Genomic DNA, 23,377 nt, shown 5'->3' on the forward strand with positions numbered 1-23,377 from the left:
TCCGGGCAGATTCTCAGCTGCCGGGCAGCAGTTCCCTGCAGGCTCTCTCCAGATAAGGATCGGCTTGTACAAAATCACGAAAAGCGGTGTATTCCCGCCACAGCCGCTCCGTATCGCCGCCAGACGACTTAACTGCCCGAATCAAAATATTCTTGGGCGTATGCTCCATATCGATGAATTCGAGCAGCTGCGTCTTATAACCGAGTATATCCAGCAGCTTGGCGCGAATGGCATCCGTCGCCAGCGCCGAGAAGCGCTCCTTCAGGATACCGTGCGACAGCAGCGGCTCAAGCACGGGGCTCTTGATCTGATTGAACAGCTCATGCTGGCAGCAAGGGACGGACAAGATCACCGACGCTCCCCAGCGCACCGCCTTCTCCAGCGCGGCATCCGTCGCCGTATCGCACGCATGTAAAGTGACGACCATATCCACTTGGCTGAGCTCGTCGTAATCCGCGATATCCCCTACGAGGAAGCGCAGCTGATCGTATTGCAAATTCTGGGCGAGCGTTCCGCAATGCTCGATGACGTCCGCCTTCAGGTCCAGCCCGACGATATTCAGCTCCCGTCGCTGCTGTACGGATAGATAGTGATATAGCGCAAACGTCAAATACGATTTGCCGCAGCCGAAATCGACGATCGTGAGCGGACGGTCTTCGGGTAGATGGGGAATAACATCCTGCACCATCTCCAGGAAACGATTGATCTGCCGGAACTTGTCGTATTTCTTGGCGTACACTTTTCCGTCCGGATTCATAATGCCCAGCTCAATTAGGAACGGTACTGGCGTCCCCTCCTCCAGAATGTACTGCTTCTGCCGATTATGCGTCAGTGCGCCGGGCTTCTTGGAAGGAGATTTCTTCAGGATCGATACTTTGTATTTTTTGCTGATCAGCACTTGATAATCGGCCTGTGGGGTACAGAGCAGCCCCTGCCGGAACCTGTTTTCGAACAGCTCCATGATCTTCGCCTCGAACAGCGGAGCTTCAATATTCTCATGGGTGACCTTATTGGCATAATGATACGCCAGCTGGTAATGAAGGCTCTTCTTCAATTCCACGGGTTTGACGACCACTTTGGTATAGCTGGCGTCTCCTGCCTTGCGTACCTGGCTGAGCGTAGCGGAGATCAAGGTGCCTTCTTCCGCCAGTTGATGAACAAGATTCCGCAAAGACTCCATAGTTAGACAACTCTCTTTCGCTTCTCAAATAATTGTTCCTCATCGCTAACTAAGCCATTTTACAAGCGATGGCGCAGTTCGGCAAGCCCCTCCTGGACTTCGGCTGCAGACAGACCGCCCTCCTCCAGTTGATCTGGAGCAACGCCAGCTAGGCGTTCGTAAAAAGCAATCCCTTCATGCACGTTCATTTCCTGCTGATCCAATAAGCGGTACAAAGCATTTTCGGCCAAATCATACCTGCCCTTGTCCTCAGCAAAGCCAAATACCATCCGCTCTGTATCCGGATCAAGGGGACAGCCCTTAAGCTTCGCCATAAGGCCGAATATTTCCTCGTCCAGCTGCCACAGAGATGGATCGGCGCCGTGCTGCCTGGCCTCAAGAAATAAATGGAGCGCCTTCAGCTGCCTCATCCTGCCTTCATCGGTTTTCCCGCTATCCAGGAGCAGATCGCCTTCCTCCCGCAGCAGCCGGGCCAATGTTTGCAGCCGATCCGCCTCGATAATTCCGCCGCTGCGGAATAATTCAGCGATATCCTTGGAAGATAGCGTTCCAAGCAGCAAAGAGTTCAGTCGAAAATGGTTCCGATACAGTTCATCCAGCTTTTGAAGAGCTTCGGGATGCTTCTTCTGCTGCTTCAAGCCAAAAATCGTCCCCAGCATCTCGGTCATTTCTTCGATGGCTCGGACGAGGTAATCTTTTCGTAACATGCAAAAGACTCCTTTCCTGCTCTAAATGGATAATATTCTATAGTATTTCAACCTGTATTTCCAGCGATCCCCCTCGAATGCAGAGTACGCAAATAAACCGGAGCCTGCTTAAGCAGACATCCGGTCGCTTGCTCCGATGCTCAGAGAGCCCGGAAGCCAGATCAGCTCTATTCCTTCACTTCATGGATTTGGCGCAGAAAATCGTTGATGACAACCGCCAGCTGTTCCGGGGCTTCGTACATGCTCATATGCCCGGCCCCTTTGATGACAGCCTTGGTGACATTACTGCCCTCAGTTGTGAATGTCCGCTCGATCGGAATAAGCCTGTCATCCTCTCCTGCGACTAACAGGACAGGCAAAGTCGTAGCCGACAGCACGTCGCGGCGATCGATCCGTTCGCGCATCGCAAGCGCGGCGCCCGACGCTCCCTGTGGAGGCGTCTTGTAGCCGATCTCCTTCACCCGATCCAAGGCCGTTTCATGCGAAGCAGCGTTCGCCGGAGCGAACAGGCCGGGCACGAGTCCGTCCACGAACGGCGTAATTCCTTCAGTGCCAATCACCGACACCGCCTGCAGCCTCTTCTCTTTAGCTTCCTCACTGTCTGGGTAAGCTGTCGAATGGATCAAGCCGAAGCCGTTCAAGCGGCCCGCATACCGCTGTGCCAGCGACAGCGTGACATAACCGCCCATCGAGTGGCCCAGCAGCGTATACCGGTCAACCGCTAAGTCCTTCAGCAGGCCGGCAACATCATCAGCCATCTGCTCTATCGTATAGGCTCCAAGCGGGGCATCAGACAAGCCATGTCCCCGCAAATCGGGAGCGATGACGCGATATTGCTTGGATAACAGCGGCATCACATGCTCCCAGTATGCGGAACTGCCGCAAAAGCCGTGCAATAGCACGAGAACGTCTCCTTCACCCTGATCCTCGTATGCAATCATTGCCCCGTTTATCGTTAGCTTTTCCATCGTTCATCCTTCTTTCTTGTCTATGTATTGAATATATATAATTAAGCTAATATCGCCCTTCTGAAACGCCTCTTGACCATGATATACAGAACCTGCCGCCCTTATTCGTCTCCAGAGCCAAAACCGTAAGCCGCCGCCCGGACGATTTCATCCGCCATTTGCATAACCTTGTACAACGAAGTCATCCCCAGCGTCCAATAAGGCTTCGGCCCGTTTACGTTTACGACGGCAGCAATGCTGTAATGGCCAGCCTCCGGCAATCCGCCGCCTACCGATTGGGCGGGAAGCAGCGGCTTTCCCGATACGATATAACTGCCTACTGAGGCTGGAACGCCTAAACAAGCATCAATCGCGATGATGACATGTTCCTTAGGGATCGCATTCATCCGGTGCACCAAATTATCGGCATCGCAGGGATGCTGCAGCGAACCGACAACCGAGGAAAAACCCAGCTCCTCCAGCTGGGTGCCGACAAGGGGGCCAAGCGCATCCCCAGTGGAGCGATCCGTTCCGATGCATAGAAACGTAACCAGATCCTGCGGATGCTTCTGGCGAATGCTGCGCATAAATTGCGGCAATTCCTTGCCTGTGAGCTTCCTTTGGCTAAATGCAGAGTCATAAGGAAGCCTGCGGCCTTCCAACCTCATCTTCATCCCCCCTCTAGAACGTATTTTGATTGTACCCTAACCGTCCTTTCACCGCAAAACATAGAACCGGACGGACGGCCGTGATACAATACAATGAGGTCAGAACGAGCATTTTAAAGAGAGGATGAGCGATCATGGTAGATTTGACGCAGAAAACCCAGGAGAACGTGGAATATATGATCGAAGCGATTAAAGCGAAATTAAGAATGGCAACAGGGGCAGCCATGTCGGCTTCGGCCTTCCATGTCGACCGCTACGACGACATTCTGGAAGTATATGAAATCGTGATGAACAAAGAACGGCTGAGCATCTCGGAAGTAGAAGCACTCGCTAAGGAGCTCGGCCAGCTTAGAGGCAATTAATATTCCTGCTGACTTTTACCACAGAACATGTCAGAACTAAAGAAAAGTCCGGCATCCGCTTTCGCGCTATCGCGCCAGCGGGTACCGGACTCTTCTGTCTTTGTGCAAATACGTCCGTAGACGCTGTTCCTAAACATTAAGGCAGATCGATCAAGATGAATTCGGCGGCCTCTTCGCTGCCGGTGCTGCATACGGAGAGCTCCTCCGCATTCCGTATGCGGGCTGCATCCCCGGGGCGCAGCGAGAACTTTTGCTTCCCGCAGTACAAATCAATATGGCCAGCGAGCATGAATAAATGCGTTCGGCGCTCGCTGCTGAACGGGAGCGCCAGCTCCTCTCCTGTCTGCAGCTTCGGTATATACAGCCGCACATCCTGATTGATGCGCAGGCTGCCGCTCCCCTCCTCCGGCGCAATCACAGGCTTCAGCAGACCCTTCCGCTCCTGCCCTGGAAACCACTGGCAGGCCCAGGCCGGCTTCAAATTCCTCTTCGCCGGCAGGAACCACATCTGAATGAACCGCACAGGCTCTGTGGCCGAAGGATTGCTCTCGGAGTGGCGAATGCCTGCTCCGGCGCTCATGACCTGTACACTCCCTGCCGCCAGATCCTGCCTATTGCCGAGATCATCCTCATGCCGCAGCGTCCCTGATACTACATAGGTGACGATCTCCAGGTCATGATGCGGATGGGGCGCCAGCCCTTGGCCAGGCTGAACGACGTTGTCGTTTAAAGCAAGCAGACAGCCGAAATGAGCATTGCTTGGATCATCATAATCGGCAAAGGAGAAGCTGAATTCGCTATGAATGGCTCCCTTGTCTGAAGTATGGCGTTCCTCTGCGGTGACCACTTTGATCATCGTTATCCTCCTCGCTCTCTATCAAGATCAATACTTGGATTCATGGCGTTAAGATGGCGGTTTGAGATGGTTTGAATATTTCTTACCCTTAACGCAAAACCGCTAATCAAAGTACATCTGAAAGAGCCGGAGTCTGGCGAAGAACACTATTTTTTCAGTGTGAATACAGTCTCTGTTTGGCCGACGGCATTCCCCTCGTCATTCAAAATGTGGGCTGGGAATTGTTCCTCCAGCTTGAGCATCAGCTCGCGTTTGCTATAATCGAGCTGCTTCAAGATTTCCAGGATAATCCTTCCCCATTCTTCCTCAGAGCCGTCGGATACCTTAAAGGCGACGCCAAGCCGTTCCCGTCTGAGACTAAAGCCGTATACACCTTTAAAGCCGCCTTTGGCGATAATATTGTCATCTTCCAGCAGAGCGGAGTCGATGCGCCCGCTGCCCCCGACAAGCTCGGGACGGGCATTCATGGCGCGGGTAATTTGCCGTACGGCTTCCGCCGTACGATCATCCTGTATTCGGTCAGGGCAAGCCAGTTTCATATAAGCGGCAGCTAATGCTGACAAGGGCAAAGCGAATACCGGAAAACCGCAGCCGTCCGTCCCCCGTCCGATGTCTTCCGCCGAAATGCCGGCAAGCTGGGCCAGCGTCTCGACAATTTCCTGCTGAACAGGATGATCGGGCTCATGATAGCTTGCCAGGTCAAATCCCTTCATTTTGCAATAAGCGAGCACGCCCAAATGTTTACCCGAACAATTATGGTATAATCTGCGCCGCTGCCCCCCGGACCGAAGAAGCGCTTCCCTGGACTTGCCGTTCAGCGGCAGGCTGGGAGCGCATACCAGGCCCTCTTCTTCTATCCCGATCTTGGAGAGCAGGGATTCCAGCACATCAATATGAACATCCTCTGCGCGATGAGAGGCGGTCATTACCGCTACTTCGGCATCGGTTAATCGATAAGCTTCCTTAATGCCGGCCCGAATGGCCGGAATGGCTTGAAAAGGTTTCGCGGCCGAACGGGTAAATACCCGGGCGTGCGGATCGCCGGCATGCATCAGTACCCGGCCTTCTTCATCCACTACGCATATATTCCCGCGATGACTGCATTCCAGAATGCCTGCGCGATATTCCTCAATCAATAATGTATCTCTCAAGCTGTCCATCGCTCTTATACTCCCCTTTCATGAACCCGTGCCATTCCAGTATAGTACAGCGGCTTCTCTGGTGCCAAATCGGGCAATTTGAGCGGCCCTGCAGGGGGATTTCTTGTTTCACTCCTTCTTCTGACGTTTATATAGGAAGTAAGCTGAACAACTTCTGTCAATGACGACAAACGGACATATAAGGAGCGATGAGACATGAATAAAGAAGAAATGGACTGCCAAGTTCAAAGCGGTTCTACGTTTACTAAAGGCCTTGTCATCGGCGCACTGCTCGGAGCGGCGGCCGCTCTTCTATACGCGCCCAAGCCGGGACGCGAGCTGCGCAGCGATCTGACCGAGAAGCTGAGCGCAGCTACGGATAAATCGAAGGAGGTCGCCGCCGTCGTAAGCGAGAAAGCGACTGACCTCGCGAAGAATGTGACCGAGAAAACGACGGATCTCGCCAAGACGGTCAGCGAAAGTGCGGGAACAATTTTTAACAGCGCCAAAGAAGCATCCGCCGATGTAGCCGAGGATGTCAAACGCGCCTCCGATGATGTGATGAATGAAGCCAAGCAATCATGACGGGGCTGTCCCCTGAAGTAGCCAGCTCTAAGAGCTGGCTACTTATCTTTTTCATCCTATGAAGCACTAATCCATGCCACATTCGAGGAGGGAACGTCATGGCGCGTACTCAACCATTCGATCCTCAGGAGCATCCCTTTGAACTGAGGCACGAAGTCAAACGCTTGAATGGCAGGCTGGACTATATTGCCGATCTGCTGGAAAAAGCGGAGTTCAAAGATATTCTCGAGAACTATACAAGCCCCAAAAAGCGTATACTTACTAATTTCATGGCCGGCATGTCGCGCGGCCTCGGCCTGAGCGTCGGCACCTTTGTCGTGCTTGGTCTGCTGGGCTGGGTGCTGAGTTTGTTCGTAGATATCCCCATGGTAGGCGACTACATCAAAGAGCTGCAGGATTACATTAAATCCAAGCCGTAACGGCACACTGTAATAAGGCGTGATGCCCTATTACGAAAGAGGAGATGATGATGATGGCCCGATTCAGTCCGGAGCAGGAGCAAGAGAAATATGTGAATAAGCAAATCAGGGAAGCGCGCGAAGGCGAGTATCCGGAGCATAAGAGCATCCGTAAAGCCGAGAACGGCTCCATGGTCAACGATATGGAGGACTTGAAGCAGCTTGGCGAGGATATGGATGAAATGTCGACCAACAGCGAGGATGAAGCGCGGGGACTTAACCCCGATCCAGAACAATAGCCCGGGCAAGCCGGTCAGGACGGTAACAGAGACCGGACAAACACAAGAACCTGACGCCTCCGCGCCAGGTTCTTTCACCGTTTTGTTTTATTTACAGATGTGAATCCTCTTTGTCCACCTGCAGCAGATCCCCTGTCCACCCCTTCATGTTCATCCATAAATAAAAGGCGAGGGTACTGAAAATGGTTATCGCACTAATGATTAAAAAACCGGTGATGCCCGTCTTGACCCAAGGCAAAAAGTCGAAATTCATGCCCCAAATGGCTCCAATTACCGTTGCTGGTGTAAAGATCGCCGTCATAATGGTCAGCGTCTTCATAATATCATTCCCGCGAAAAGCGGAAACGGCCTCATCGATTGAAATCAGCGTATCAATCTCCTTCTCGTAATGCTTGAAGAGCACATGCATACGCTCCGTCCGGAACACCAGCCGTTTGAAATATACGCTGTCTTCCAATTCCCCTGCCGAATATGCCTCCCGGGCTGCCGTCACGATTTCCTGAAAGGGAATAAACAGATTAGACCAATATAGCAGCTCAAAACGGGAATTCAGTATTTGGTCCATTAAATGCTTCTTGTTATGCTTCTGCATAATCTCTTCGACCTTGCGGAGATTTTGCTCAAACCGGTCCATGCCGATATGAATATAGTGGAGAATCGTGCGAATCAATACGAACATGCCCTCGACCGGCAGCCTGCAGGCGTGCAGCATTAACATTTTCTCCCGCATATGCATTCTTTCCCGGGTATGGGCGTCCAGATTAAGGGTAATGAAGCAATCCTTGTTCACAAAAAAATGAATATGCACGCAGTCCTTGATTTCCTGCATTTCCTCTTCCACGGAATAGACGAGCGAGCCAAACATGATCGCGTTCTTGCCATCAGGAAACCGCACCGATAAATAATTCGTGTCCACGGAAGGTATAATATCCAGCCATTCCTCTGTATCTGGTATATCCTGACGAAGCTCTTGAATGGCCGCATCGTCCCAGCCGCTAATTTCAAGGTCATGCCATTTCCATCCCTGCCCGCTTGTAATAAGGCGCTGCCCTCGCTTCTCGTGGTTCAAGCTTCGTCCCCCTCTCATCGAAAAGACACGCCGTTCCTTTCGGAAGAAAGCGTGCCTTTATGTCCTATCCCATTCAAACCGCTAATATAAATTAGAGTTTGACATAATTTGCTTCAGTTTCTCAGTCGCTCTTTTTTGGATCCGGGAAACACTCATTTGCGAAACTCCCAGCTGCTGGGCGATGGCACGCTGGGATTGCCCCTCCTGGAAGGCCAGCAGCAATACCTGCTGTTCCTGCTCCTTCAGCTGGCTAAGCGCTTGCTGCAAATCCATCCGCTTCTCTACGGTGTCATAATCATTGGCTTCAGAGCTGATTAGTTCGCCTAGCGTAGCCGCGCTTTCGTCCTGGGATAAAGGAGAATCCAGCGATACATAATGGTAGCATTCCCGCCCAGCGAGTACTTCGACCGTTTCCTCCACCGAAAGATCCAAATATTCGGCGATTTCTTTCACGTCGGGGGAACGTTCCAATTTCACTGTCAGCTCATCGATCGCTTGCTGGACAAGGGCGCCCTTCTCCTTGATACGGCGCGGTACCTGGATATACCAGGACTTGTCCCGCAGAAAGTTCTTCATATGCCCGATCATACTTTTCATGGCATAAGGCTCAAACGGGATGCCCAATTCGATATCATACTGCTGCAGCAGCCGAATCAGCGCCATCTGTCCGACCTGATATAAATCCTCATAGAGGTCAGGGCGGTTGCGGGCGATTTTGCCTGCTGCCATCTTGACCATCGGCTCGTATTTCTGAATGAGAACCGTCGCAATCTCGTTGTCTTTCGTTTGCTGATATTTCCAGATCAGGCTGGTTGATTCATTCAAAGACTCGGGGGGAGTCATTTTATCGCTCATACCTTCTCCTCGCTCTTTACGAGCCGACGCGTAAGAACAACCTTGGTCCCTTGGCCGGCCGCACTTTCCACGCTTACGTCATCCATAAGCGCCTCCATGAGATAAAAGCCCAGCCCGCCAATTTGAGCTTCACTCAATTCCTTGTCGTGTAACGATGCCCGATCTGCAGCAATACCCCAAGAATCAAAGCTTTCCCCTTCGTCTTTAACCGTAATCGATAAAGCATCCTTGTGCACTTCAAAGGTAACTTCCATTATTCCTGGTTCCTGCTTGTACGCATATAATACGGAGTTATTGCAGGCCTCTGAAACTGCAACTTTCATATCCTCAATTTCTTCGTAGGAAAATCCGATCTTAGAGGCTACGCCATAAAGATTCAATCTGACGATATCCACATAATCCGCAGTGGCCGGCAAACTGATAACAACTCTCTGTACTTCGTCTTTCATTCTTACTTCGATCCTTTCCTATTGGGAATTCTCTTGTGCGGCAAAAAACTTAGCAATCCCTGTCATATCGAAGAGCTTTTGGATTTGATCAGGCACTTCTTCTACCAGGAACTCCGCCTTCATGCCATGTCTTGCTTTTAGGATGGACAACAGAATTCCGATACCCGTACTATCGATATATTTCAAGTCTTTCATGTTGATAATCAGATGCAGTTCCCCATCCCCGACAAGCGGCTCCATCACCTGACGGAAATCAGGAGCAACGGACAAATCTAGCTCACCCCGTAAATACACCGTGCAAGTGCCGTTCTCCAGTTGTGACGTAGCTGAAAACTTATCATTCTTATTTGTATTCATAGACCACTCTCTCCTGAAAAAATGTTTTCTCTATTCATAACCCGAAAGGACGAGTTATGAATCAACCACGCTTTCCCGGTACGACTCCTGCAGCTGCTTCATCGATCCCTGAATAGCTCCGCTGCTGTACTTGGCGATCATCTTCCGCACAGAGCTGAGCTTCACCGGCTTGCTGATGTAATCATTCATCCCCGCCTTCAGGCACTTGCTCCTTACGCCCTCCATCACATTCGCCGTCATGGCAATGATGACGGGCGGCTGCCTGTCCGGGTACTGGGCTTCACGAATCCGTTCTGTAGCTTCGAGACCGTCCATGACGGGCATCTGCAAATCCATGAAAATCATTGAATACCCGTCCCCTTCTAGAGCCATACGGACAGCCTCGGCCCCGTCTTCAGCTACGCTGGCTTCATAACCCAGCTTGTTCAGCATACTGACCATGAGGCGCTGATTGATCGGATGGTCATCGACAACAAGCATCCGCTCTGGCTGCAGGAGCTTGCCTTCCACCGGAGGACAGACGCAATAATTCGGCTCTTCATCCTCGTCTACACATTCGCGCACCTGGACCGAAAAGGTAAAGGCAGCCCCTTTCTCCTCCTGGGGCTCCACCCGGATTGCGCCCCCCATCAACTGTACCAGCGTCTGGCATATGGCGAGGCCGAGGCCGGTTCCCCCGTATTTTCTCGTCATGGACGAATCCAATTGCGAGAACGGCTTGAAGAGCTTGTCGACCTTGTCGGGAGCAATGCCGATACCGGTATCCTTCACCGTGAATTCCAGAATGAGCTTATCTGGATCGTCTGTGTCCCGGTTTGAAGATACGACCAAATAAATCCCGCCCTGGTCGGTGAACTTAATGGAATTGGCTATCAAATTAATTAGCACTTGACGTAATCGCCCCATATCCCCATAAAGAACCTGGGGGATGCCATCATCCATAAAGTACACGAGTTCCAAGCCCTTGCGGCTGGCATCGACCGAAAACAGGTTAAACACTTCATGGATGCCGGCTCGAAGCTCAAAGGGGCTCTCCTCCAGCTCCATTTTTCCGGATTCCATTTTCGTAAAGTCGAGTATATCATTAATGATCGTCACTAAGGTATTCGCGCTGTTGCGAATGATCTCGGCATATTCCTTCTGTTCATCCTGCAGCTCGGTTTCCAGCAGCAAATCGATCATGCCGATGACGCCGTTCATCGGGGTACGGATCTCATGGCTCATCATTGCTAAAAATTCCGTCTTGGCCTTCGCGGCAATCTCCGCTGCCTCCTTGGCCTTCACCAATTCATCGTTGATCCGTTCCAGTTCCTGCGTCTTCTGCTGCAGCAGCATGCTCTGTGTCTTATGGCGCTGGTTCGTGATGTACATATCCACGAAGCCGTCAATTTTCGATTTTAGAATTTGCGGAATAAACGGTTTGACCATATAATCGATCGCCCCCGCCGAATAGCCCTCGAATAAATGCTCTGCATCCTTGCTGTTCGCCGAAATAAATATAATCGGTATATCCTTCGTCTTATCACGGGCCTTGATCAGCCTGGCTGTCTCAATGCCATCCATTCCCGGCATCTGCACGTCAAGCACGATCACGGCAAAATTATCTTTGAGCAAATATTTGAGCGCCTCTTGGCCCGATGTGGCCAGTACGAGCTTGTATTGTTCGCTGCCCAGCACGGCTTCCAGGGCCATTAAATTCTCAGGACGGTCGTCTACCAACAAAATGTGAATCGGTTCTTCAACCCCCATGAAATCCTCCTGCCAATTGTGTCGAAAGATCACTTGACCTTTCGATATATTTTCTCTTCACGATCCAACGCTTCGTAGCAGTCCGTGAAGTCCGTAAAATGAATCGATTCCTTAGCACCCAGCACCAGTACGCCAAAGTGGCTTAAGCTTTCGTGAAATAGGGAATGAACGCGGTTTCGCAGCGTTTCGTCAAAATAGATCATCACGTTACGACAAAATATAACATTAAACTCATTGAAGGAGCGGTCTGTCGCGAGGTTATGTTCAGCAAAAATAATGTTTTTGCGCAGAAACGGCTGAAAAATAACCGAGTTATATTTCGCCGTATAGTATTCGGAGAACGAGCGCGTCCCGCCCGCCTCCAAATAATTTTTCGTATATTGCTTCATTTTCTGGATCCCGACGATCCCCTCTTTGGCCATTTGCAGCGATCTGTCGTTCATATCGGTAGCATAAATGCGGGCTTTATCGTAGAGACCTTCCTCATGAAGCAATATGGCCATGGAGTACACTTCTTCTCCCGTAGAGCAGCCCGCATGCCAAATGCGAATATAAGGATAAGTTCGCAGCAGGGGGATAACCTTCTCCCTGAATACCCGAAACAGATTCGGGTCGCGAAACATTTCCGTCACCGGAATCGACAGGTTGTTCACAAAACGCTCAAAACACTCCCGGTCATGGAAAATTTTCTCCTGCAGTCCGGAAATCGTCTGCAGCTGCTCGGAATGCACATGATGCCAAATCCTTCTGCGCAGAGAGGGAGCGGCATAATTTCGAAAATCATAACCGTACAGACGATGGACTCCCTCCAGCAGCAGCTCAATCTCGATATTCTCACGCTCGCTTTGGTTAGGGTCATAAGGAATATCATCTTCAAAGTCTATAAAATCACTGGATGACATGAATTCAACTCCACTTTCTCAATAAAATACAGCTTGCTGCCTGAACAGCCTTCTAAAATATTATTACCCCGTTATTCTGCTTACGAATACAACCATACACGCATCAATGAGAGTAATTGATCCGTTTGGATCGGCTTCTTCACATAATCCGAGGCCCCTGCTTCGATACATTTCGAGCGATCCTCCTTCATCGCCTTGGCAGTCAAAGCAATGATTGGAAGCTTCGCGAACTCCGGCTTCTCCCGAATGCGGCGCATCGCTTCATAGCCGTCCATTTCAGGCATCATCATATCCATCAGAATAAGATCGAAATCGCTTTGCTCCTCCAATATATCGAGCGCCTCCCGGCCATTCTCGGCATAAACCACGTTCATCCGATAGCCTTCAAGCACGCTGGATAACGCAAATACGTTCCGGACGTCATCGTCTACGAGCAGAATCTTCTTACCTTCGAACAGCTCCTCCTTGTTGTGCAGCTTCTGAAGTATTTTCCGTTTGTCCTCCGGCAGGTTCGCTTCTACGCGATGCAGGAACAGTGTCGTCTCGTCGAGCAGCCGCTCCGGCGATTTAACGTCCTTGATAATGATCGACTCGGCGTACTTGCGAAGTCTCGTCTCTTCCTTCTTATCCAAATCCTTGCCGGTATAAATAATGATCGGCAGATCGTTCAAATTCTCGTCATCACGGATTTGATCGAGCAATTCAAAGCCGGTCATGTCCGTCAGCATCAGATCAAGCACCATGCAATCGTAATGCTTCGTCCGCAGTTCTTCGAGAGCGTCGGCTCCCGTTGCCACAGCTGTGATAGCCACGTCGTCATGGCCGATCAATTCGATAATCGATTTCTGCTGAATTTCATCATCCTCCACGATCAGCAGATGCTTCAGGCTTTTCTCCGTATAGGACTCAATATAAGTGAAGGCTCGTTCGAGATGCTCTCTTGAGGATGGTTTGCGCAAGTAGGCGATCGCTCCCATCATTAAACCCTGCTTCACGTCATCGACGACGGAAATGACATGTACCGGAATATGCCTTGTCTTGGCATCGCTCTTTAGCTCGTTCAGAATCGACCAGCCATCCATGACAGGCAGCTGAATATCCAAAATGATCGCATCCGGCAAATATTTATGAACGAGACGCAGTCCCTCGTCGCCTTGAACGGCAACGAGTCCTTTGAAGCCGTGATTCCGAGACATTTCCAGCAGAATTTTAGCAAATACGACGTCATCCTCGATAATAAGCAGAACTTTGTCCTCGCTTGCGATCAGTTCCCGGTCATCCTCAATCGGATGGGGCGCAGCTGCCTGCTCTTCTGCCGGCGCAGGTAGCGCGAAGGCCTCCTGACTCAGCCTCGAAGATCCAATGACGGCAGCTGCAGCCGCCTCTTTCGATGCCCCAAACAGCTTGGATCCCGGTTCCTTGGGCAAATACAGTGTGAAGCTGCTGCCTTCCCCTTCCTTGGTAACAAGGCCGATTCCGCCGCCAAGCAGCGCGGACAATCCCCGGCTAATCGAGAGACCGAGGCCGGTTCCGCCGTATTTGCGGCTCGTCGTCCCGTCCACCTGCTGGAAGGCCTCAAAGATCAAGTCTGTCTTATCCTCCGGCACACCGATTCCGGTATCCCTGACCGTCAACGCCAAGTACTCGCGGTTGTCCTCAAGGTAGCTAGGCAATTGTTCCGGGGAGGCCATATTAACCAGAAATGCAACCTCGCCCTCATTTGTAAATTTAAATGCATTCGAGAGCAGGTTTCGCAAAATCTGTTTTACGCGGTGGCCGTCGGTCATAATTCGTTCCGGCACTTCGGGGCTTACTTCCAGCCGCAGCTGGATGCCTTTGCTTTCCGCAACGGGACGGAAATTATGCTCGACGAACCGCTCAAGCTCCTCCATGCTGACCGACTCCTGATTTACTTCCATTTTGCCGGCATCCACCTTCGATAGATCGAGGATCTCATCGATCATCTTCAGCAGATCCGTTCCAGACATATGAATCGTCTGGGCATATTCAACCTGCTTTGGCGTCAAATTATTGTCTTTATTCTCCGACAGCAGCTGTGACAAAATAAGCAGGCTGTTCAGGGGAGTACGCAGCTCATGCGACATATTCGCCAGAAACTCCGACTTGTATTTGCTCGTAACAGCAAGCTGGGAGGCATGGCGCTCCAGTTCTTCCTTCGTTTTCTCGATTTCCTCGTTCTTCTCCTTAACTTCCTGAACCTGCTCCTCGAGGGCGCGGGTCTTGGCGATCAGCTCCGTATTGTAGTGCTCCAGCTCCTCCTGTTGCCGCTGCAGCAGTTCCTCAGAGCGCTTCAATGCCGCTGTCTGCTTCTCCATGCTTTCATTGGAGCGGCGAAGCTCCTCCTGCTGCGTCTGCAGTTCTTCCGACTGCACCTGCAATTCCTCAGTCAGAGCCTGCGATTCGCGCAGCAGCTCTTCGACACGCAGCCTGCGGTTGACGTTATTTAATACGACGCCCAAATTCACCGTCAGTTCCCCAAGCAATTGCTCCTCAAGTGACGTAAATTGATCCAGGCAGGCCAACTCGACGACGCCCAGCAGCTCGTCTTCAAACATGATTGGATAAATAAGCACATGGGCAGGCTTCGCTTCACCCAATGCCGAGCGGACGGACAAGTAATTGGCCGGCGTTTCGCTAAGGGATATCGGCTTCTGATCAAGGGCAACCTGGCCGATGAGGCCCTCGCCGACCTTAAACATGGCCGGTGAGTTCAATTCTCCTTCCTTGGCATAACTTCCCGCCAGATACAGCTCGTCCGGGTTTTCGCTCTCCTTCCGGATATAAATGGCGCCGACTGTTCCGCCAAGAACCGGGGTAAACTCATTGATGAACATCTGCGATATCTGTTCCAGCGAATTGATGCCATGCAGCAGCTCGGTTATTCGCGCCAGGTTCGAGTTAATCCAGTTCAAATCTTTCTGCTGCTGCACGAACCTCCTCTCAAGCTCCTGCTTCTCCCGCAGATCCTCGCTCAGCTCCTGGAAGACACGAGCTACGCTGCCTATCTCGTCTCTAGATTCGAACGATATGTTTCGGATCTCTTCGAACTGCTCCTTGCCGAAATGCTTGATCATGGCATTAACGACGTTCAGCCCCTTGGTAATACTTGGCAGCACCCACAGCACGATACCAAGCCCCAAGAGCAGGCCGAACGCCATCGTAGCGACCGTAATCTGGATCGAGCTCTCATACGCATCATTTGCCTCCTTGATTTCGGCCTCAATCTGAATATCAAGGTAATCCTTTAGATCATTCAGCGTATCCAGCAAACGATCCTGGATATCCTGTCCGGAGGAAATCCGGTATTCGTTGGCACGATCGTACTGCTCATTGCTCAGAAGCGCTATAATGCGCGCTTGGTAGTTTGTAAAGTCCAGGCTTGCTTCTTCAATCTTCTTGATGAGCTGACGCTCGTCCCCGCTCGTCATGCTATTACGGAGCAGCTGCATATTCTGCTGCGCCGACTCTGCTCTTTTCTCGAGCTTGCCGCTCTCTTGCACGAAATAATCCTGGTTTTTCACCTGAACCATATTCGTTAGGATCCGGGCCATATCGTTCACATCGCCGCGCATTCCCGTAGAAGCCTTCACTTTCATATAACCGTCCTGATATACGTGGTCCAGCTGAGTATTCATAAAATGCAGCCGTTCGTAGCTGGCGAAAGTCAATACCAGCATGATGATCAGAAGTGAGCTGAAGCCGATAATTAACTTGCTCCTGATTTTCATTCGCTAACCTCTCCTTCTTTAAGCGTGATCCAGACCAGGCACTTATCATCTTCCCTCTCCTGCTGGTGTCCTTCGTCAAAAAATAACCGCTGCATCAAATCCTTGTTCAGCCTGCGGTTCCCGTCCAAGGTTCGTTCCAGGTATCCGATCTGCTCTTCCTGCGTCCCTTCCACCACTTCCATTAAACCATCGGTATACAGGACGAGATGGCCTTCTCCTTCATACGCAATCGTATGAGTCTCGGTCTCCATCTTGTCAAACAATCCCACAGGCGGACATACCGTTTCCAGCCTGACCACCTCTCTCCCCTTCTGGAAGAACAGCGCTGGAGGATGCCCGGCGTTGACGTAATCAATCTTCTTATGCTTCGTATCGACGACAAGGTAAATGGCCGTAAAGTAATATTGCACAAGCTGATTTTCGATATGAAGCTGATTAAAGCGCCGATTCAGCTCCTGCACGACCTTCTCGGGTTCAACGTAAGTGCTGACCGTATCTTTGAGCACCGAAGCGATGAACATGCAGAACAAAGATGAAGATATTCCATGCCCCATCATATCCAGAAGTATTACACCGTACCGCCCTTCACCGAGCGGATACCAGGAATACAAATCCCCGGCCAGCTCAAAGGACGGCTTGTACATGGCATCAATTGCGAACTGCGGATCGTCGATAGCGGAGCTTAGAACGGCATGCTGCACCAGCGCGGCTAGCTTCAATTCCTCCTGAATTCGCTGGTCTCTTTCCTTATGCCAGTCCTTCTCCTGCTTTAGCCTAAGCGCCAGGCGGATTCTCGCCATGAGCTCTACTTTATTGATCGGCTTCGTCACATAGTCGACCGCCCCGGCGTCAAGAGCTTCAGCCAGTTTCTTGGAGTCGCCGACTGCGGTAACCATAATGATGGGGATATCCTTTAGCCTCTCATATGTCTGAATAATGCGGCAGGCCGTAATACCATCCATTTCCGGCATCATCATATCCAGCAATATCAAATCAATATCTGAAAACCCAGGCATCAGCTCGCCTCCTGGTTCTTCGATTCCCAGCCGTTGGAACATTTCCGCTGCGGAAGAAGCCGCTACCGTATTTCTGTAATTTTCTTTTTTCAATATCTCTCGAATAATAATTATGTTAGTCGGATTGTCATCCACGATTAATATTTTCACTTGAATTCTCCTCACAACAAAAAATAGGCCCTAAACTCCTCGTTTTGCGTAAAAAAACATAGATAAGGAATGGGGGAGAGCGGTTCCCCATTCCTTATCCATGTTTTGATCCTATAGCTTCAGGGCGAGAGTTCCTCTTCATTAAGCCGTATATCTTGCTATAACTAGTACTTTTCCCAAATCCAGCTCCTTCTCGTAAAAGGCAGCCTCTGACTTCGTGAATCCCAAGGATTCGATCTTGGCGCGAAGTTCGTCGCCGCGCGAACGGAAAAGGTTGGCGATGGCATCGAAGACGCCTTCCTCCTTAATACCGATCTCATTTGCATCGGATGTGTCTGCAATTCGTTCCGTACGGTCCTGCTCATGGGCGAGCACAAAGATATCGTCCTTCGCGTATCCGGCCGAACGCAGTTCATTTACGGCTTCTACCGCCTGAACTCCGTTCTGAACCACCTTGGCATAAGACTTCTTGTCCGTCATACTCATTGTCAGCACTCTCCTTTGTCTATAATGAATCCTATCCTTCTCCGTCGCCACGGGCTGTTATTACCCTTTTCCGCATCGTTTGAAACAGTATATTTCATATTTTTATTTAAACATTGTTAAAATGCGATCGTATCGAACAAGTCGACGCCTACGATGGCTTTTGTCGCAGGATGGCGATATATTTTTATCGCCGCCAAATCACGGATATATACATCTCCGTCTTCCGCCTTGAAGTCAGGCTCCCCGAGCGCCTGCGCAAGCTCCTGCTTCTGCAGCGGGAGCCAATGTCCGTTCAATTGGATTTTTGCGGGATAGCCCTCCGCACTTGCGTCCACGTCCACATGGACATAGTACACCAAATCCTCACTTAATCCGACAGTAAGGTCCTTGTACTCATATTCAGTATAGCCCGAATAAACATCTTTGTTGATCGACAGCGGCTTGCCTTTCTTCCGGACGACGCTGTCGCGGTCGTCGAATAGGCTCACCTCGCCCATCGACTCAAATTCCGTAATCGGCATGAGATTGGATTGCTGCACCTGGGCAAGTTTCACAGGAAGCCGCGGAACACTGTCCACAGTTGCTGGAGTATGGTCTGGAGAAGCTGTTAAGAGCCCGAGCAGCAATAACATCATGTTCAGCATCGTTCTCACCTCTTCTTGGAAACTTGCCGATCCGTTCCTATCCTATGTTCACGAGCGGTATTTTTGCCAAACGCCAGAAGCGATATCCACCCATTTCATCCAGCCGGGGTCCGGCTTGGAATTGGCCGGACCATCGTAGGCCGAGCCATAAGTATGCATAGAACGGTCGATCGGATGTTCTTCATTTGTTCCCTGCTCCGGTCCAGCCGTGCTTTTCGGTTTATGCGCGGTTTTCTTCACCCTCCCGATGAGCGAAGAGGATACCTGCTTAGCCGCAAGGGTCACCTCGTTTAATACATCTCCAACGTTCTTCACGGATTCCAGCACGGGATCGAGCTGCTTCATCTTATGCTCGACATCCTCCGTAATGCTATTAGCCTGCCTAACGACCTGCTTGACTTCATAGCTGAGTTCATCCACCGTCTTCTGGATTTCCTGCAGCGTCTGGGTCGTTTTATCCAGAGACTTCTCCGCAGCCTGCAAAGTTTTTACTAGAAAAACGACTAGTACCGCAAATGCTGCGGCAATGATTGCAACACTAATCTGCCAAATCATACCATTCCCTCTCTTTCCTGTCCTGACTTCCGTCGATATTTCTTAGTTACCCTTGGCCTTTCGGGACGAAACAACGTCTGTCTTAAGGGGGCTTTCTGCATAAACGCCCTCTGTTTCATCCAGATTTCACCCGGTTAATGACAACTACAAGCGACGGAACAGCAATTTTGGAATCACTTCTCATAGGACATTTTACACATCCAGCCTGTGTCGCTTTAAGCCTCATACTACACTATTTTACTATGAAGGAAAGGTGATTATCATGTTGAAATGGTCAGTTATTTTTCTGATGATAGCGATTATTGCAGGAATTTTCGGATTTTTTAACATTGTAGCGGCAGCTGCTTCGATCGCTAAAGTGCTTTTCTTCATTTTCCTCGTCTTGTTCGTGATTTCTCTCTTCACCGGACGGAGCCGTTCACTTTAAATAGATAAGATCATCATCCGGCTTAGTCCATCAACAAAAAGGCGGCGCTTCATGACGAAGCAGCCGCCTTTTTGTTGCATTAGTAGGAAGACAAGTACCGTGCGATTTCAAGCCAATCCAGTGTGAGCTTAACCGTTATTTGCTGATCGTGGAAGACTATGTCCCGGATGACAACCGGATCAGGCATAAAGGGACCGGGATCCACTTCCACCTTCCCCAGCCCGAAGATTTGCGGTGGCAGTGACAGACTTCTGACCCTGACTTCTTCCGGGATCAAAACTAACCGGTCACGCGAATATTCCATGACATACCGGGCCTCCCCCCCGAACTCCAAAGCCCCCCAGGCGCCGTTCAAATAGACCGTAAGCCGATGGCCGGCAAGCTCGAACTGCGTGCCCGTGATCTTAACGGGGAGTTCGCCCCGGCTCTGCAGGGCGCGGATCAAATTTTGCTTGGCCAGATCATTCAATTCCTTCTCCGTCAGCTCCACTTCCGGCCTGCGGGTTTCGATCATCCTTTCCAGCTTGTCCTTCCAGCGTATTTCCGAGTAATTTAAATCAAGGCTGCGCTCCGGGCGGATATACCAGACTACAGCAGCCGCAAGCAATGCAAATACTAGCAGAAGCAAGAGCAGCCGCCGCCCCCTTGACCGTCTTTTTTTCACGCCAAATCGCTCCTTTAACAACCCATTTATTAAAATCTATCATTTATCATGATTCTGAAGTTGCTTGATTGTTTATTACATAAGTACGACATAGAATACAACCAAATATATTCAAGGAGGAGTTTCAATTGAAAAAATTTGCAGCCATTACCGCTTCTGTCATTATTTCCGCCGCCCTGGCTACCGGAGCCTCAGCAGCTGAAGCCGATCCTGCCGTGCCGGTTCTCGACGAACCTATCATTCAAGCTGAACACACGGTGATCGCCCCGAACCCGATTGAATTGTTAAGCATTACTAGCTTCTATAGCGCTCCGAACGGCGATATGCTAAGCGCCCTTGCCCCGCAATCGGTACATCCGACTGGCCAAATCATCGACGATTGGGTGGAAATATACACTTGGCTCGGCAAAGCCTGGATTTACGTTCCAAACTATGTGCCGGACTATAGCTAATATATAACATAGAATCAGGCCTTAATGCACGAATCGCTCCGCAGAGTCAGGGATTTCCCGGGTTCTGCGGAGCGATTTTTAGTTTGGGGCTAAACTATTTCAGCACGCTGCCCCCGTATAGAAAACGATGTTCCCACGCACCATCGAACTTATCAATCCGGACGCCGCCCGATTTGACAGAATAAGTATGCAGCAATTGGCCGTTGCCGATATACATGGCAACATGCGTAATCCGTTCCTTATCCCTGTTGATCCCCTTGTAAGCCGAAGCAGACGAGCCTTTATAGCTCATGAAAAAGACCAGATCCCCGGCCTTCAGATCGCTAATCCGATATACTGGCTGGCTGTTCTCCTTGATCCACGCTCCTTGCTTCCGGGAGTCGGACGGGAGCGTAATGCCAAGGGCTTTCTTATAAATATGTTTTACGAAATCGGAGCAGTCGAAGGTCGCCGTCGTATTTCGGTTGGATCCGAATTCGTAAGGCGTACCCATATACTGCTTGCCCGTTTGGATCACTTTATCCACCTGCTGTTTGATATTCGCCGGAATGGATGGCTGAGGAGCAGGGGCAGATGAACCGCCGTTCCCTTGGGAGGCACCTCCCTTGGTGATCTCAATATATTTGCTCGATGAGCTGACATAACCAGTCAAGCCACTATCGCTCTTTACCTTGTAAAATGATTTGTTGGTTTGTTCCAAAATAGTAACGCCAGTGCCTTTCTTCAGCATCGTAATGATTTTCCCCGACGTCGATGGCGCTGTGCGCAGATTCACCCCGTAGATAACGCGGCCGCTTTGCTTCGTCTCCGCTGAGCCCGGTGCAGAAGCCGTACCATTAACCGTGATATATTTTGGCGCCGCGCTCACATATCCGACATTCCCTCCGGCATCCTTCACCTTATAGAAATAGCTGTTGCTTTGTTCCAGAATTTGCACCGGCGTCCCCTTCTTCAAAGAGCCGATGACCTTTCCTGACAGAGACGGCTTGTCTCGCAAATTAACGCCTGCTACGATCTGGCCCGTAGACTGCACCGCACTCTGGGATGAAGCCGCCGCCGAAGTCAACGCCGGCATGGAAGAATAAATGGATAATGCCATGGCACTCGATAATAAAATCGCCACACTCCGTTTCATTGATGAAAACCTCCTAGATGTAGTTGGAAATATGGGGTATTCTGTTAATTCCTCCTTTCTTTTTAACTTCTAACCATTATATCCTTTGTCGATAAATGTCTAAATAAGTCGATTTTCGTGTTATGTATTTGACCAAGCTACGAAATACCTAGTATAAATTCCGAAAATAGGTCTTAGTACCTTTTCACCCCAATATAAAAAACCGTCAGAGCATGTACACTCTAACGGTTCTTTTCTACGTCCCTGTCTTTGGTTCAACATGGACGTGAACATGCATGACGTTGCGGATGCGCCGCATCTGCTCCTCAACGCGATCGCTGATTTCGTGGCTCTCCATCACGGTAAGCAGCGGGTCAACTTCGATGACGACGTCCACCAGCACATGATTGCCGTGAACGCGCGCCTTCACGTCCCGTATCCCCTCTACGCCTTGAATTCTTGAAATGGAGCTCCGCAAATCTCCCAGCTCGCTCTCGTCGAAGCCGTCGGTCAACCGATGCGTCGAGTCCCTGAATATATCCCAGGCCGTCTTGCAAATTAACAGGCCGACTGCAAAGGCGGCAACGGTATCCAGCCATGGAAGCCCGAATTGCGCGCCGATAATTCCGATGGCCGCCCCGATACTCACCAATGCATCAGAAAAATTATCCTTGGCCGCTGCCATTAGCGCCTGATTGTTAATCTGCTTCGCCAGCCTGCGATTATAGGCATAAACGAGCCACATCGCCGCCGCACAGATCAATGCAACCCCTGCCGAGCGAATATCCGGCTCAGTCTCTGTTCCAGACACAAGCGAACGAATCGAACCGTAAATGACTTGAATTCCTACCATCGCCATAATAAAAGAGGCCACTAAAGCAGCAATTGTCTCCGCTCGCATATGCCCGTACGCGTGATCGGAATCAGGCGGTTTCTGGGATATGCGCAATCCTATCAATACCGCAAGCGAAGCCACGATATCGGTTACGTTGTTGAAGCCATCTGCCAAAAGGGCGCTCGATGCAAAGAGATATCCGCAAATCAGTTTGAATGCAGATAGAACCAGGTAAGCGGAAATGCTGATCCAGGCTCCCCGCTCTCCTTTGCGTATATCTTTATAAATGTCCAAATCTGCACCTCCAGCTCCTTCTCTATTTGAAAAACAAAATATGGTTATATCATCGTAGCAAATGAACTTCGTGTGAGTCTAGAGAAACAGTGTTGCCCCGGGCTAAAGCAAACGTTATTCATTATTCCCGTTGTCCAATAATTTAAAAACGTATAGAATAAGAGCAACCCCTTTCCCTATAGGAGATGATTGACATGTCAGAAAGCAACGAACCGCGGAAAATCGACTTGGCCGAAGCGATGCGCCAGAAGCTGCAGCAAAAAAAACAGCAGCAGGCTGCGGCGAACAAGCCAGGATTCTCCGGAAACCAACAGACAAAAACGTTGAAGAGCCAGAACAATAAAAAGCCGAATAACCAGCGTCGCCGTACAGGCGGGTCATAGGAGAAGCTGCTCCAAGACGCAAAAGAGGGTGTCCCAAAAATAAACCTTGGAGCACTCTCACCAGCAAAATAGGATAGAAATCGTAA

27 protein-coding genes are annotated in these 23,377 nt (G+C 50.5%); 7 read left to right on the forward strand and 20 right to left on the reverse strand.

Annotated elements, in window-relative coordinates; all coding sequences use genetic code 11:
* Window positions 1-13 precede the first annotated feature (13 nt).
* The 4 genes from GNP95_RS16615 to yyaC all read right to left on the reverse strand — a co-directional run bounded on the left by GNP95_RS16615 (window position 14) and on the right by yyaC (window position 3,502).
* Window positions 14-1,180, reverse strand: a complete 1,167-nt coding sequence (locus GNP95_RS16615; RefSeq protein ID WP_155611989.1) for a class I SAM-dependent methyltransferase — start codon at window positions 1,178-1,180, stop codon at window positions 14-16.
* 59 nt (window positions 1,181-1,239) lie between these two features.
* Entirely contained in the window at window positions 1,240-1,887 is a 648-nt protein-coding gene (locus GNP95_RS16620; RefSeq protein WP_155611990.1) for a DUF6483 family protein, read from the reverse strand.
* A gap of 167 nt (window positions 1,888-2,054) precedes the next feature.
* Window positions 2,055-2,855, reverse strand: a complete 801-nt coding sequence (locus GNP95_RS16625) for an alpha/beta fold hydrolase (RefSeq protein WP_155611991.1) — start codon at window positions 2,853-2,855, stop codon at window positions 2,055-2,057.
* A gap of 101 nt (window positions 2,856-2,956) precedes the next feature.
* Complete coding sequence (yyaC, locus tag GNP95_RS16630; protein WP_155611992.1) at window positions 2,957-3,502, reverse strand: spore protease YyaC; 546 nt, start codon at window positions 3,500-3,502, stop codon at window positions 2,957-2,959.
* Between the two features lie 134 nt (window positions 3,503-3,636).
* Here yyaC and GNP95_RS16635 point away from each other — a divergent pair, with 134 nt between their 5' ends.
* Window positions 3,637-3,864: a DUF1128 domain-containing protein gene (locus tag GNP95_RS16635; RefSeq protein WP_155611993.1), complete on the forward strand. Its 228-nt coding sequence runs from the start codon at window positions 3,637-3,639 to the stop codon at window positions 3,862-3,864.
* 136 nt (window positions 3,865-4,000) lie between these two features.
* On the opposite strand, the gene GNP95_RS16640 is transcribed toward GNP95_RS16635, so the two are convergent.
* Window positions 4,001-4,720: a pirin family protein gene (locus GNP95_RS16640; protein WP_155611994.1), complete on the reverse strand. Its 720-nt coding sequence runs from the start codon at window positions 4,718-4,720 to the stop codon at window positions 4,001-4,003.
* Window positions 4,721-4,866: 146 nt separating this feature from the next.
* Window positions 4,867-5,880, reverse strand: coding sequence for an asparaginase (locus tag GNP95_RS16645; protein WP_155611995.1), 1,014 nt, complete (start codon window positions 5,878-5,880; stop codon window positions 4,867-4,869).
* A 195-nt stretch (window positions 5,881-6,075) separates the two neighbouring features.
* Between GNP95_RS16645 and GNP95_RS16650 the strand changes: the two genes are divergently transcribed.
* The 3 genes from GNP95_RS16650 to GNP95_RS16660 all read left to right on the forward strand — a co-directional run bounded on the left by GNP95_RS16650 (window position 6,076) and on the right by GNP95_RS16660 (window position 7,141).
* Window positions 6,076-6,444: a YtxH domain-containing protein gene (locus GNP95_RS16650; protein ID WP_155611996.1), complete on the forward strand. Its 369-nt coding sequence runs from the start codon at window positions 6,076-6,078 to the stop codon at window positions 6,442-6,444.
* Window positions 6,445-6,542: 98 nt separating this feature from the next.
* Window positions 6,543-6,863 carry a DUF5665 domain-containing protein gene (locus tag GNP95_RS16655; protein ID WP_155611997.1) on the forward strand — a complete coding sequence of 107 codons (321 nt, stop codon included), beginning with the start codon at window positions 6,543-6,545 and terminating at the stop codon, window positions 6,861-6,863.
* A gap of 53 nt (window positions 6,864-6,916) precedes the next feature.
* On the forward strand, window positions 6,917-7,141 hold the full coding sequence (locus GNP95_RS16660; protein WP_155611998.1) for a hypothetical protein: 225 nt from the start codon (window positions 6,917-6,919) through the stop codon (window positions 7,139-7,141).
* A 91-nt stretch (window positions 7,142-7,232) separates the two neighbouring features.
* Here GNP95_RS16660 and GNP95_RS16665 read toward each other — a convergent pair whose 3' ends face one another.
* The 11 genes from GNP95_RS16665 to GNP95_RS16715 form a co-directional block, all read right to left on the reverse strand.
* Window positions 7,233-8,210 (reverse strand): magnesium transporter CorA family protein, encoded by a 978-nt coding sequence (locus GNP95_RS16665; protein WP_230873873.1) that lies wholly within the window; start codon window positions 8,208-8,210, stop codon window positions 7,233-7,235.
* Between the two features lie 81 nt (window positions 8,211-8,291).
* A complete protein-coding gene (locus tag GNP95_RS16670; protein ID WP_155612000.1) occupies window positions 8,292-9,065 on the reverse strand; it encodes a sigma-70 family RNA polymerase sigma factor in 774 nt (257 codons plus the stop codon).
* Window positions 9,062-9,514, reverse strand: coding sequence for an anti-sigma B factor RsbW (gene rsbW / locus GNP95_RS16675; RefSeq protein ID WP_155612001.1), 453 nt, complete (start codon window positions 9,512-9,514; stop codon window positions 9,062-9,064). Before rsbW ends, GNP95_RS16670 begins: the two co-directional genes overlap by 4 nt.
* 18 nt (window positions 9,515-9,532) lie before the next feature.
* Window positions 9,533-9,871 (reverse strand): STAS domain-containing protein, encoded by a 339-nt coding sequence (locus GNP95_RS16680; protein WP_155612002.1) that lies wholly within the window; start codon window positions 9,869-9,871, stop codon window positions 9,533-9,535.
* Between the two features lie 54 nt (window positions 9,872-9,925).
* The gene (locus GNP95_RS16685; protein WP_155612003.1) at window positions 9,926-11,620 is read right to left on the reverse strand and encodes a response regulator; all 1,695 of its coding nucleotides are present in this window, start codon (window positions 11,618-11,620) and stop codon (window positions 9,926-9,928) included.
* Between the two features lie 29 nt (window positions 11,621-11,649).
* On the reverse strand, window positions 11,650-12,522 hold the full coding sequence (locus GNP95_RS16690) for a CheR family methyltransferase (RefSeq protein WP_155612004.1): 873 nt from the start codon (window positions 12,520-12,522) through the stop codon (window positions 11,650-11,652).
* A gap of 80 nt (window positions 12,523-12,602) precedes the next feature.
* On the reverse strand, window positions 12,603-16,271 hold the full coding sequence (locus tag GNP95_RS16695) for a response regulator (RefSeq protein ID WP_155612005.1): 3,669 nt from the start codon (window positions 16,269-16,271) through the stop codon (window positions 12,603-12,605).
* A complete protein-coding gene (locus tag GNP95_RS16700; RefSeq protein ID WP_330163479.1) occupies window positions 16,268-17,437 on the reverse strand; it encodes a PP2C family protein-serine/threonine phosphatase in 1,170 nt (389 codons plus the stop codon). The genes GNP95_RS16695 and GNP95_RS16700 overlap by 4 nt, the downstream gene beginning before the upstream one ends.
* Before the next feature lie 141 nt (window positions 17,438-17,578).
* Window positions 17,579-17,923: a YflT domain-containing protein gene (locus GNP95_RS16705; RefSeq protein ID WP_155612006.1), complete on the reverse strand. Its 345-nt coding sequence runs from the start codon at window positions 17,921-17,923 to the stop codon at window positions 17,579-17,581.
* 116 nt (window positions 17,924-18,039) lie between these two features.
* Entirely contained in the window at window positions 18,040-18,567 is a 528-nt protein-coding gene (locus GNP95_RS16710) for a hypothetical protein (protein ID WP_155612007.1), read from the reverse strand.
* A gap of 48 nt (window positions 18,568-18,615) precedes the next feature.
* On the reverse strand, window positions 18,616-19,122 hold the full coding sequence (locus tag GNP95_RS16715; RefSeq protein WP_155612008.1) for a DUF948 domain-containing protein: 507 nt from the start codon (window positions 19,120-19,122) through the stop codon (window positions 18,616-18,618).
* A gap of 262 nt (window positions 19,123-19,384) precedes the next feature.
* Here GNP95_RS16715 and GNP95_RS16720 point away from each other — a divergent pair, with 262 nt between their 5' ends.
* A complete protein-coding gene (locus tag GNP95_RS16720) occupies window positions 19,385-19,549 on the forward strand; it encodes a DUF1328 domain-containing protein (protein WP_155612009.1) in 165 nt (54 codons plus the stop codon).
* A 79-nt stretch (window positions 19,550-19,628) separates the two neighbouring features.
* On the opposite strand, the gene GNP95_RS16725 is transcribed toward GNP95_RS16720, so the two are convergent.
* Window positions 19,629-20,213, reverse strand: coding sequence for a hypothetical protein (locus GNP95_RS16725; RefSeq protein ID WP_155612010.1), 585 nt, complete (start codon window positions 20,211-20,213; stop codon window positions 19,629-19,631).
* 128 nt (window positions 20,214-20,341) lie between these two features.
* Between GNP95_RS16725 and GNP95_RS16730 the strand changes: the two genes are divergently transcribed.
* Window positions 20,342-20,665, forward strand: coding sequence for a hypothetical protein (locus GNP95_RS16730; protein ID WP_155612011.1), 324 nt, complete (start codon window positions 20,342-20,344; stop codon window positions 20,663-20,665).
* Between the two features lie 94 nt (window positions 20,666-20,759).
* Here the strand turns inward: GNP95_RS16730 and GNP95_RS16735 are convergent, their stop codons facing one another.
* Together GNP95_RS16735 and GNP95_RS16740 are read right to left on the reverse strand one after the other, a co-directional pair.
* Window positions 20,760-21,800 carry a C40 family peptidase gene (locus GNP95_RS16735; RefSeq protein ID WP_155612012.1) on the reverse strand — a complete coding sequence of 347 codons (1,041 nt, stop codon included), beginning with the start codon at window positions 21,798-21,800 and terminating at the stop codon, window positions 20,760-20,762.
* 235 nt (window positions 21,801-22,035) lie between these two features.
* Window positions 22,036-22,908 (reverse strand): cation diffusion facilitator family transporter, encoded by an 873-nt coding sequence (locus GNP95_RS16740; protein WP_155612013.1) that lies wholly within the window; start codon window positions 22,906-22,908, stop codon window positions 22,036-22,038.
* A gap of 194 nt (window positions 22,909-23,102) precedes the next feature.
* Here GNP95_RS16740 and GNP95_RS16745 point away from each other — a divergent pair, with 194 nt between their 5' ends.
* The gene (locus GNP95_RS16745; RefSeq protein ID WP_155612014.1) at window positions 23,103-23,291 is read left to right on the forward strand and encodes a hypothetical protein; all 189 of its coding nucleotides are present in this window, start codon (window positions 23,103-23,105) and stop codon (window positions 23,289-23,291) included.
* The last annotated feature ends 86 nt before the right edge of the window (window positions 23,292-23,377 follow it).

Origin of the sequence: Paenibacillus woosongensis, assembly GCF_009725165.1 — a bacterium.
GTDB classification, from domain to species: domain Bacteria; phylum Bacillota; class Bacilli; order Paenibacillales; family Paenibacillaceae; genus Fontibacillus; species Fontibacillus woosongensis.

Excerpts from the sequence above, each read along its gene's own strand:
- GNP95_RS16615 (WP_155611989.1), bottom strand. The coding sequence starts at position 1,180 with ATGGAGTCTTTGCGGAATCTTGTTCATCAACTGGCGGAAGAAGGCACC.
- GNP95_RS16620 (WP_155611990.1), bottom strand. The coding sequence starts at position 1,887 with ATGTTACGAAAAGATTACCTCGTCCGAGCCATCGAAGAAATGACCGAG.
- GNP95_RS16625 (WP_155611991.1), bottom strand. The coding sequence starts at position 2,855 with ATGGAAAAGCTAACGATAAACGGGGCAATGATTGCATACGAGGATCAG.
- yyaC (WP_155611992.1), bottom strand. The coding sequence starts at position 3,502 with ATGAGGTTGGAAGGCCGCAGGCTTCCTTATGACTCTGCATTTAGCCAA.
- GNP95_RS16635 (WP_155611993.1), top strand. The coding sequence starts at position 3,637 with ATGGTAGATTTGACGCAGAAAACCCAGGAGAACGTGGAATATATGATC.
- GNP95_RS16640 (WP_155611994.1), bottom strand. The coding sequence starts at position 4,720 with ATGATCAAAGTGGTCACCGCAGAGGAACGCCATACTTCAGACAAGGGA.
- GNP95_RS16645 (WP_155611995.1), bottom strand. The coding sequence starts at position 5,880 with ATGGACAGCTTGAGAGATACATTATTGATTGAGGAATATCGCGCAGGC.
- GNP95_RS16650 (WP_155611996.1), top strand. The coding sequence starts at position 6,076 with ATGAATAAAGAAGAAATGGACTGCCAAGTTCAAAGCGGTTCTACGTTT.
- GNP95_RS16655 (WP_155611997.1), top strand. The coding sequence starts at position 6,543 with ATGGCGCGTACTCAACCATTCGATCCTCAGGAGCATCCCTTTGAACTG.
- GNP95_RS16660 (WP_155611998.1), top strand. The coding sequence starts at position 6,917 with ATGGCCCGATTCAGTCCGGAGCAGGAGCAAGAGAAATATGTGAATAAG.
- GNP95_RS16670 (WP_155612000.1), bottom strand. The coding sequence starts at position 9,065 with ATGAGCGATAAAATGACTCCCCCCGAGTCTTTGAATGAATCAACCAGC.
- rsbW (WP_155612001.1), bottom strand. The coding sequence starts at position 9,514 with ATGAAAGACGAAGTACAGAGAGTTGTTATCAGTTTGCCGGCCACTGCG.
- GNP95_RS16680 (WP_155612002.1), bottom strand. The coding sequence starts at position 9,871 with ATGAATACAAATAAGAATGATAAGTTTTCAGCTACGTCACAACTGGAG.
- GNP95_RS16685 (WP_155612003.1), bottom strand. The coding sequence starts at position 11,620 with ATGGGGGTTGAAGAACCGATTCACATTTTGTTGGTAGACGACCGTCCT.
- GNP95_RS16690 (WP_155612004.1), bottom strand. The coding sequence starts at position 12,522 with ATGTCATCCAGTGATTTTATAGACTTTGAAGATGATATTCCTTATGAC.
- GNP95_RS16695 (WP_155612005.1), bottom strand. The coding sequence starts at position 16,271 with ATGAAAATCAGGAGCAAGTTAATTATCGGCTTCAGCTCACTTCTGATC.
- GNP95_RS16705 (WP_155612006.1), bottom strand. The coding sequence starts at position 17,923 with ATGAGTATGACGGACAAGAAGTCTTATGCCAAGGTGGTTCAGAACGGA.
- GNP95_RS16710 (WP_155612007.1), bottom strand. The coding sequence starts at position 18,567 with ATGCTGAACATGATGTTATTGCTGCTCGGGCTCTTAACAGCTTCTCCA.
- GNP95_RS16715 (WP_155612008.1), bottom strand. The coding sequence starts at position 19,122 with ATGATTTGGCAGATTAGTGTTGCAATCATTGCCGCAGCATTTGCGGTA.
- GNP95_RS16720 (WP_155612009.1), top strand. The coding sequence starts at position 19,385 with ATGTTGAAATGGTCAGTTATTTTTCTGATGATAGCGATTATTGCAGGA.
- GNP95_RS16735 (WP_155612012.1), bottom strand. The coding sequence starts at position 21,800 with ATGAAACGGAGTGTGGCGATTTTATTATCGAGTGCCATGGCATTATCC.
- GNP95_RS16745 (WP_155612014.1), top strand. The coding sequence starts at position 23,103 with ATGTCAGAAAGCAACGAACCGCGGAAAATCGACTTGGCCGAAGCGATG.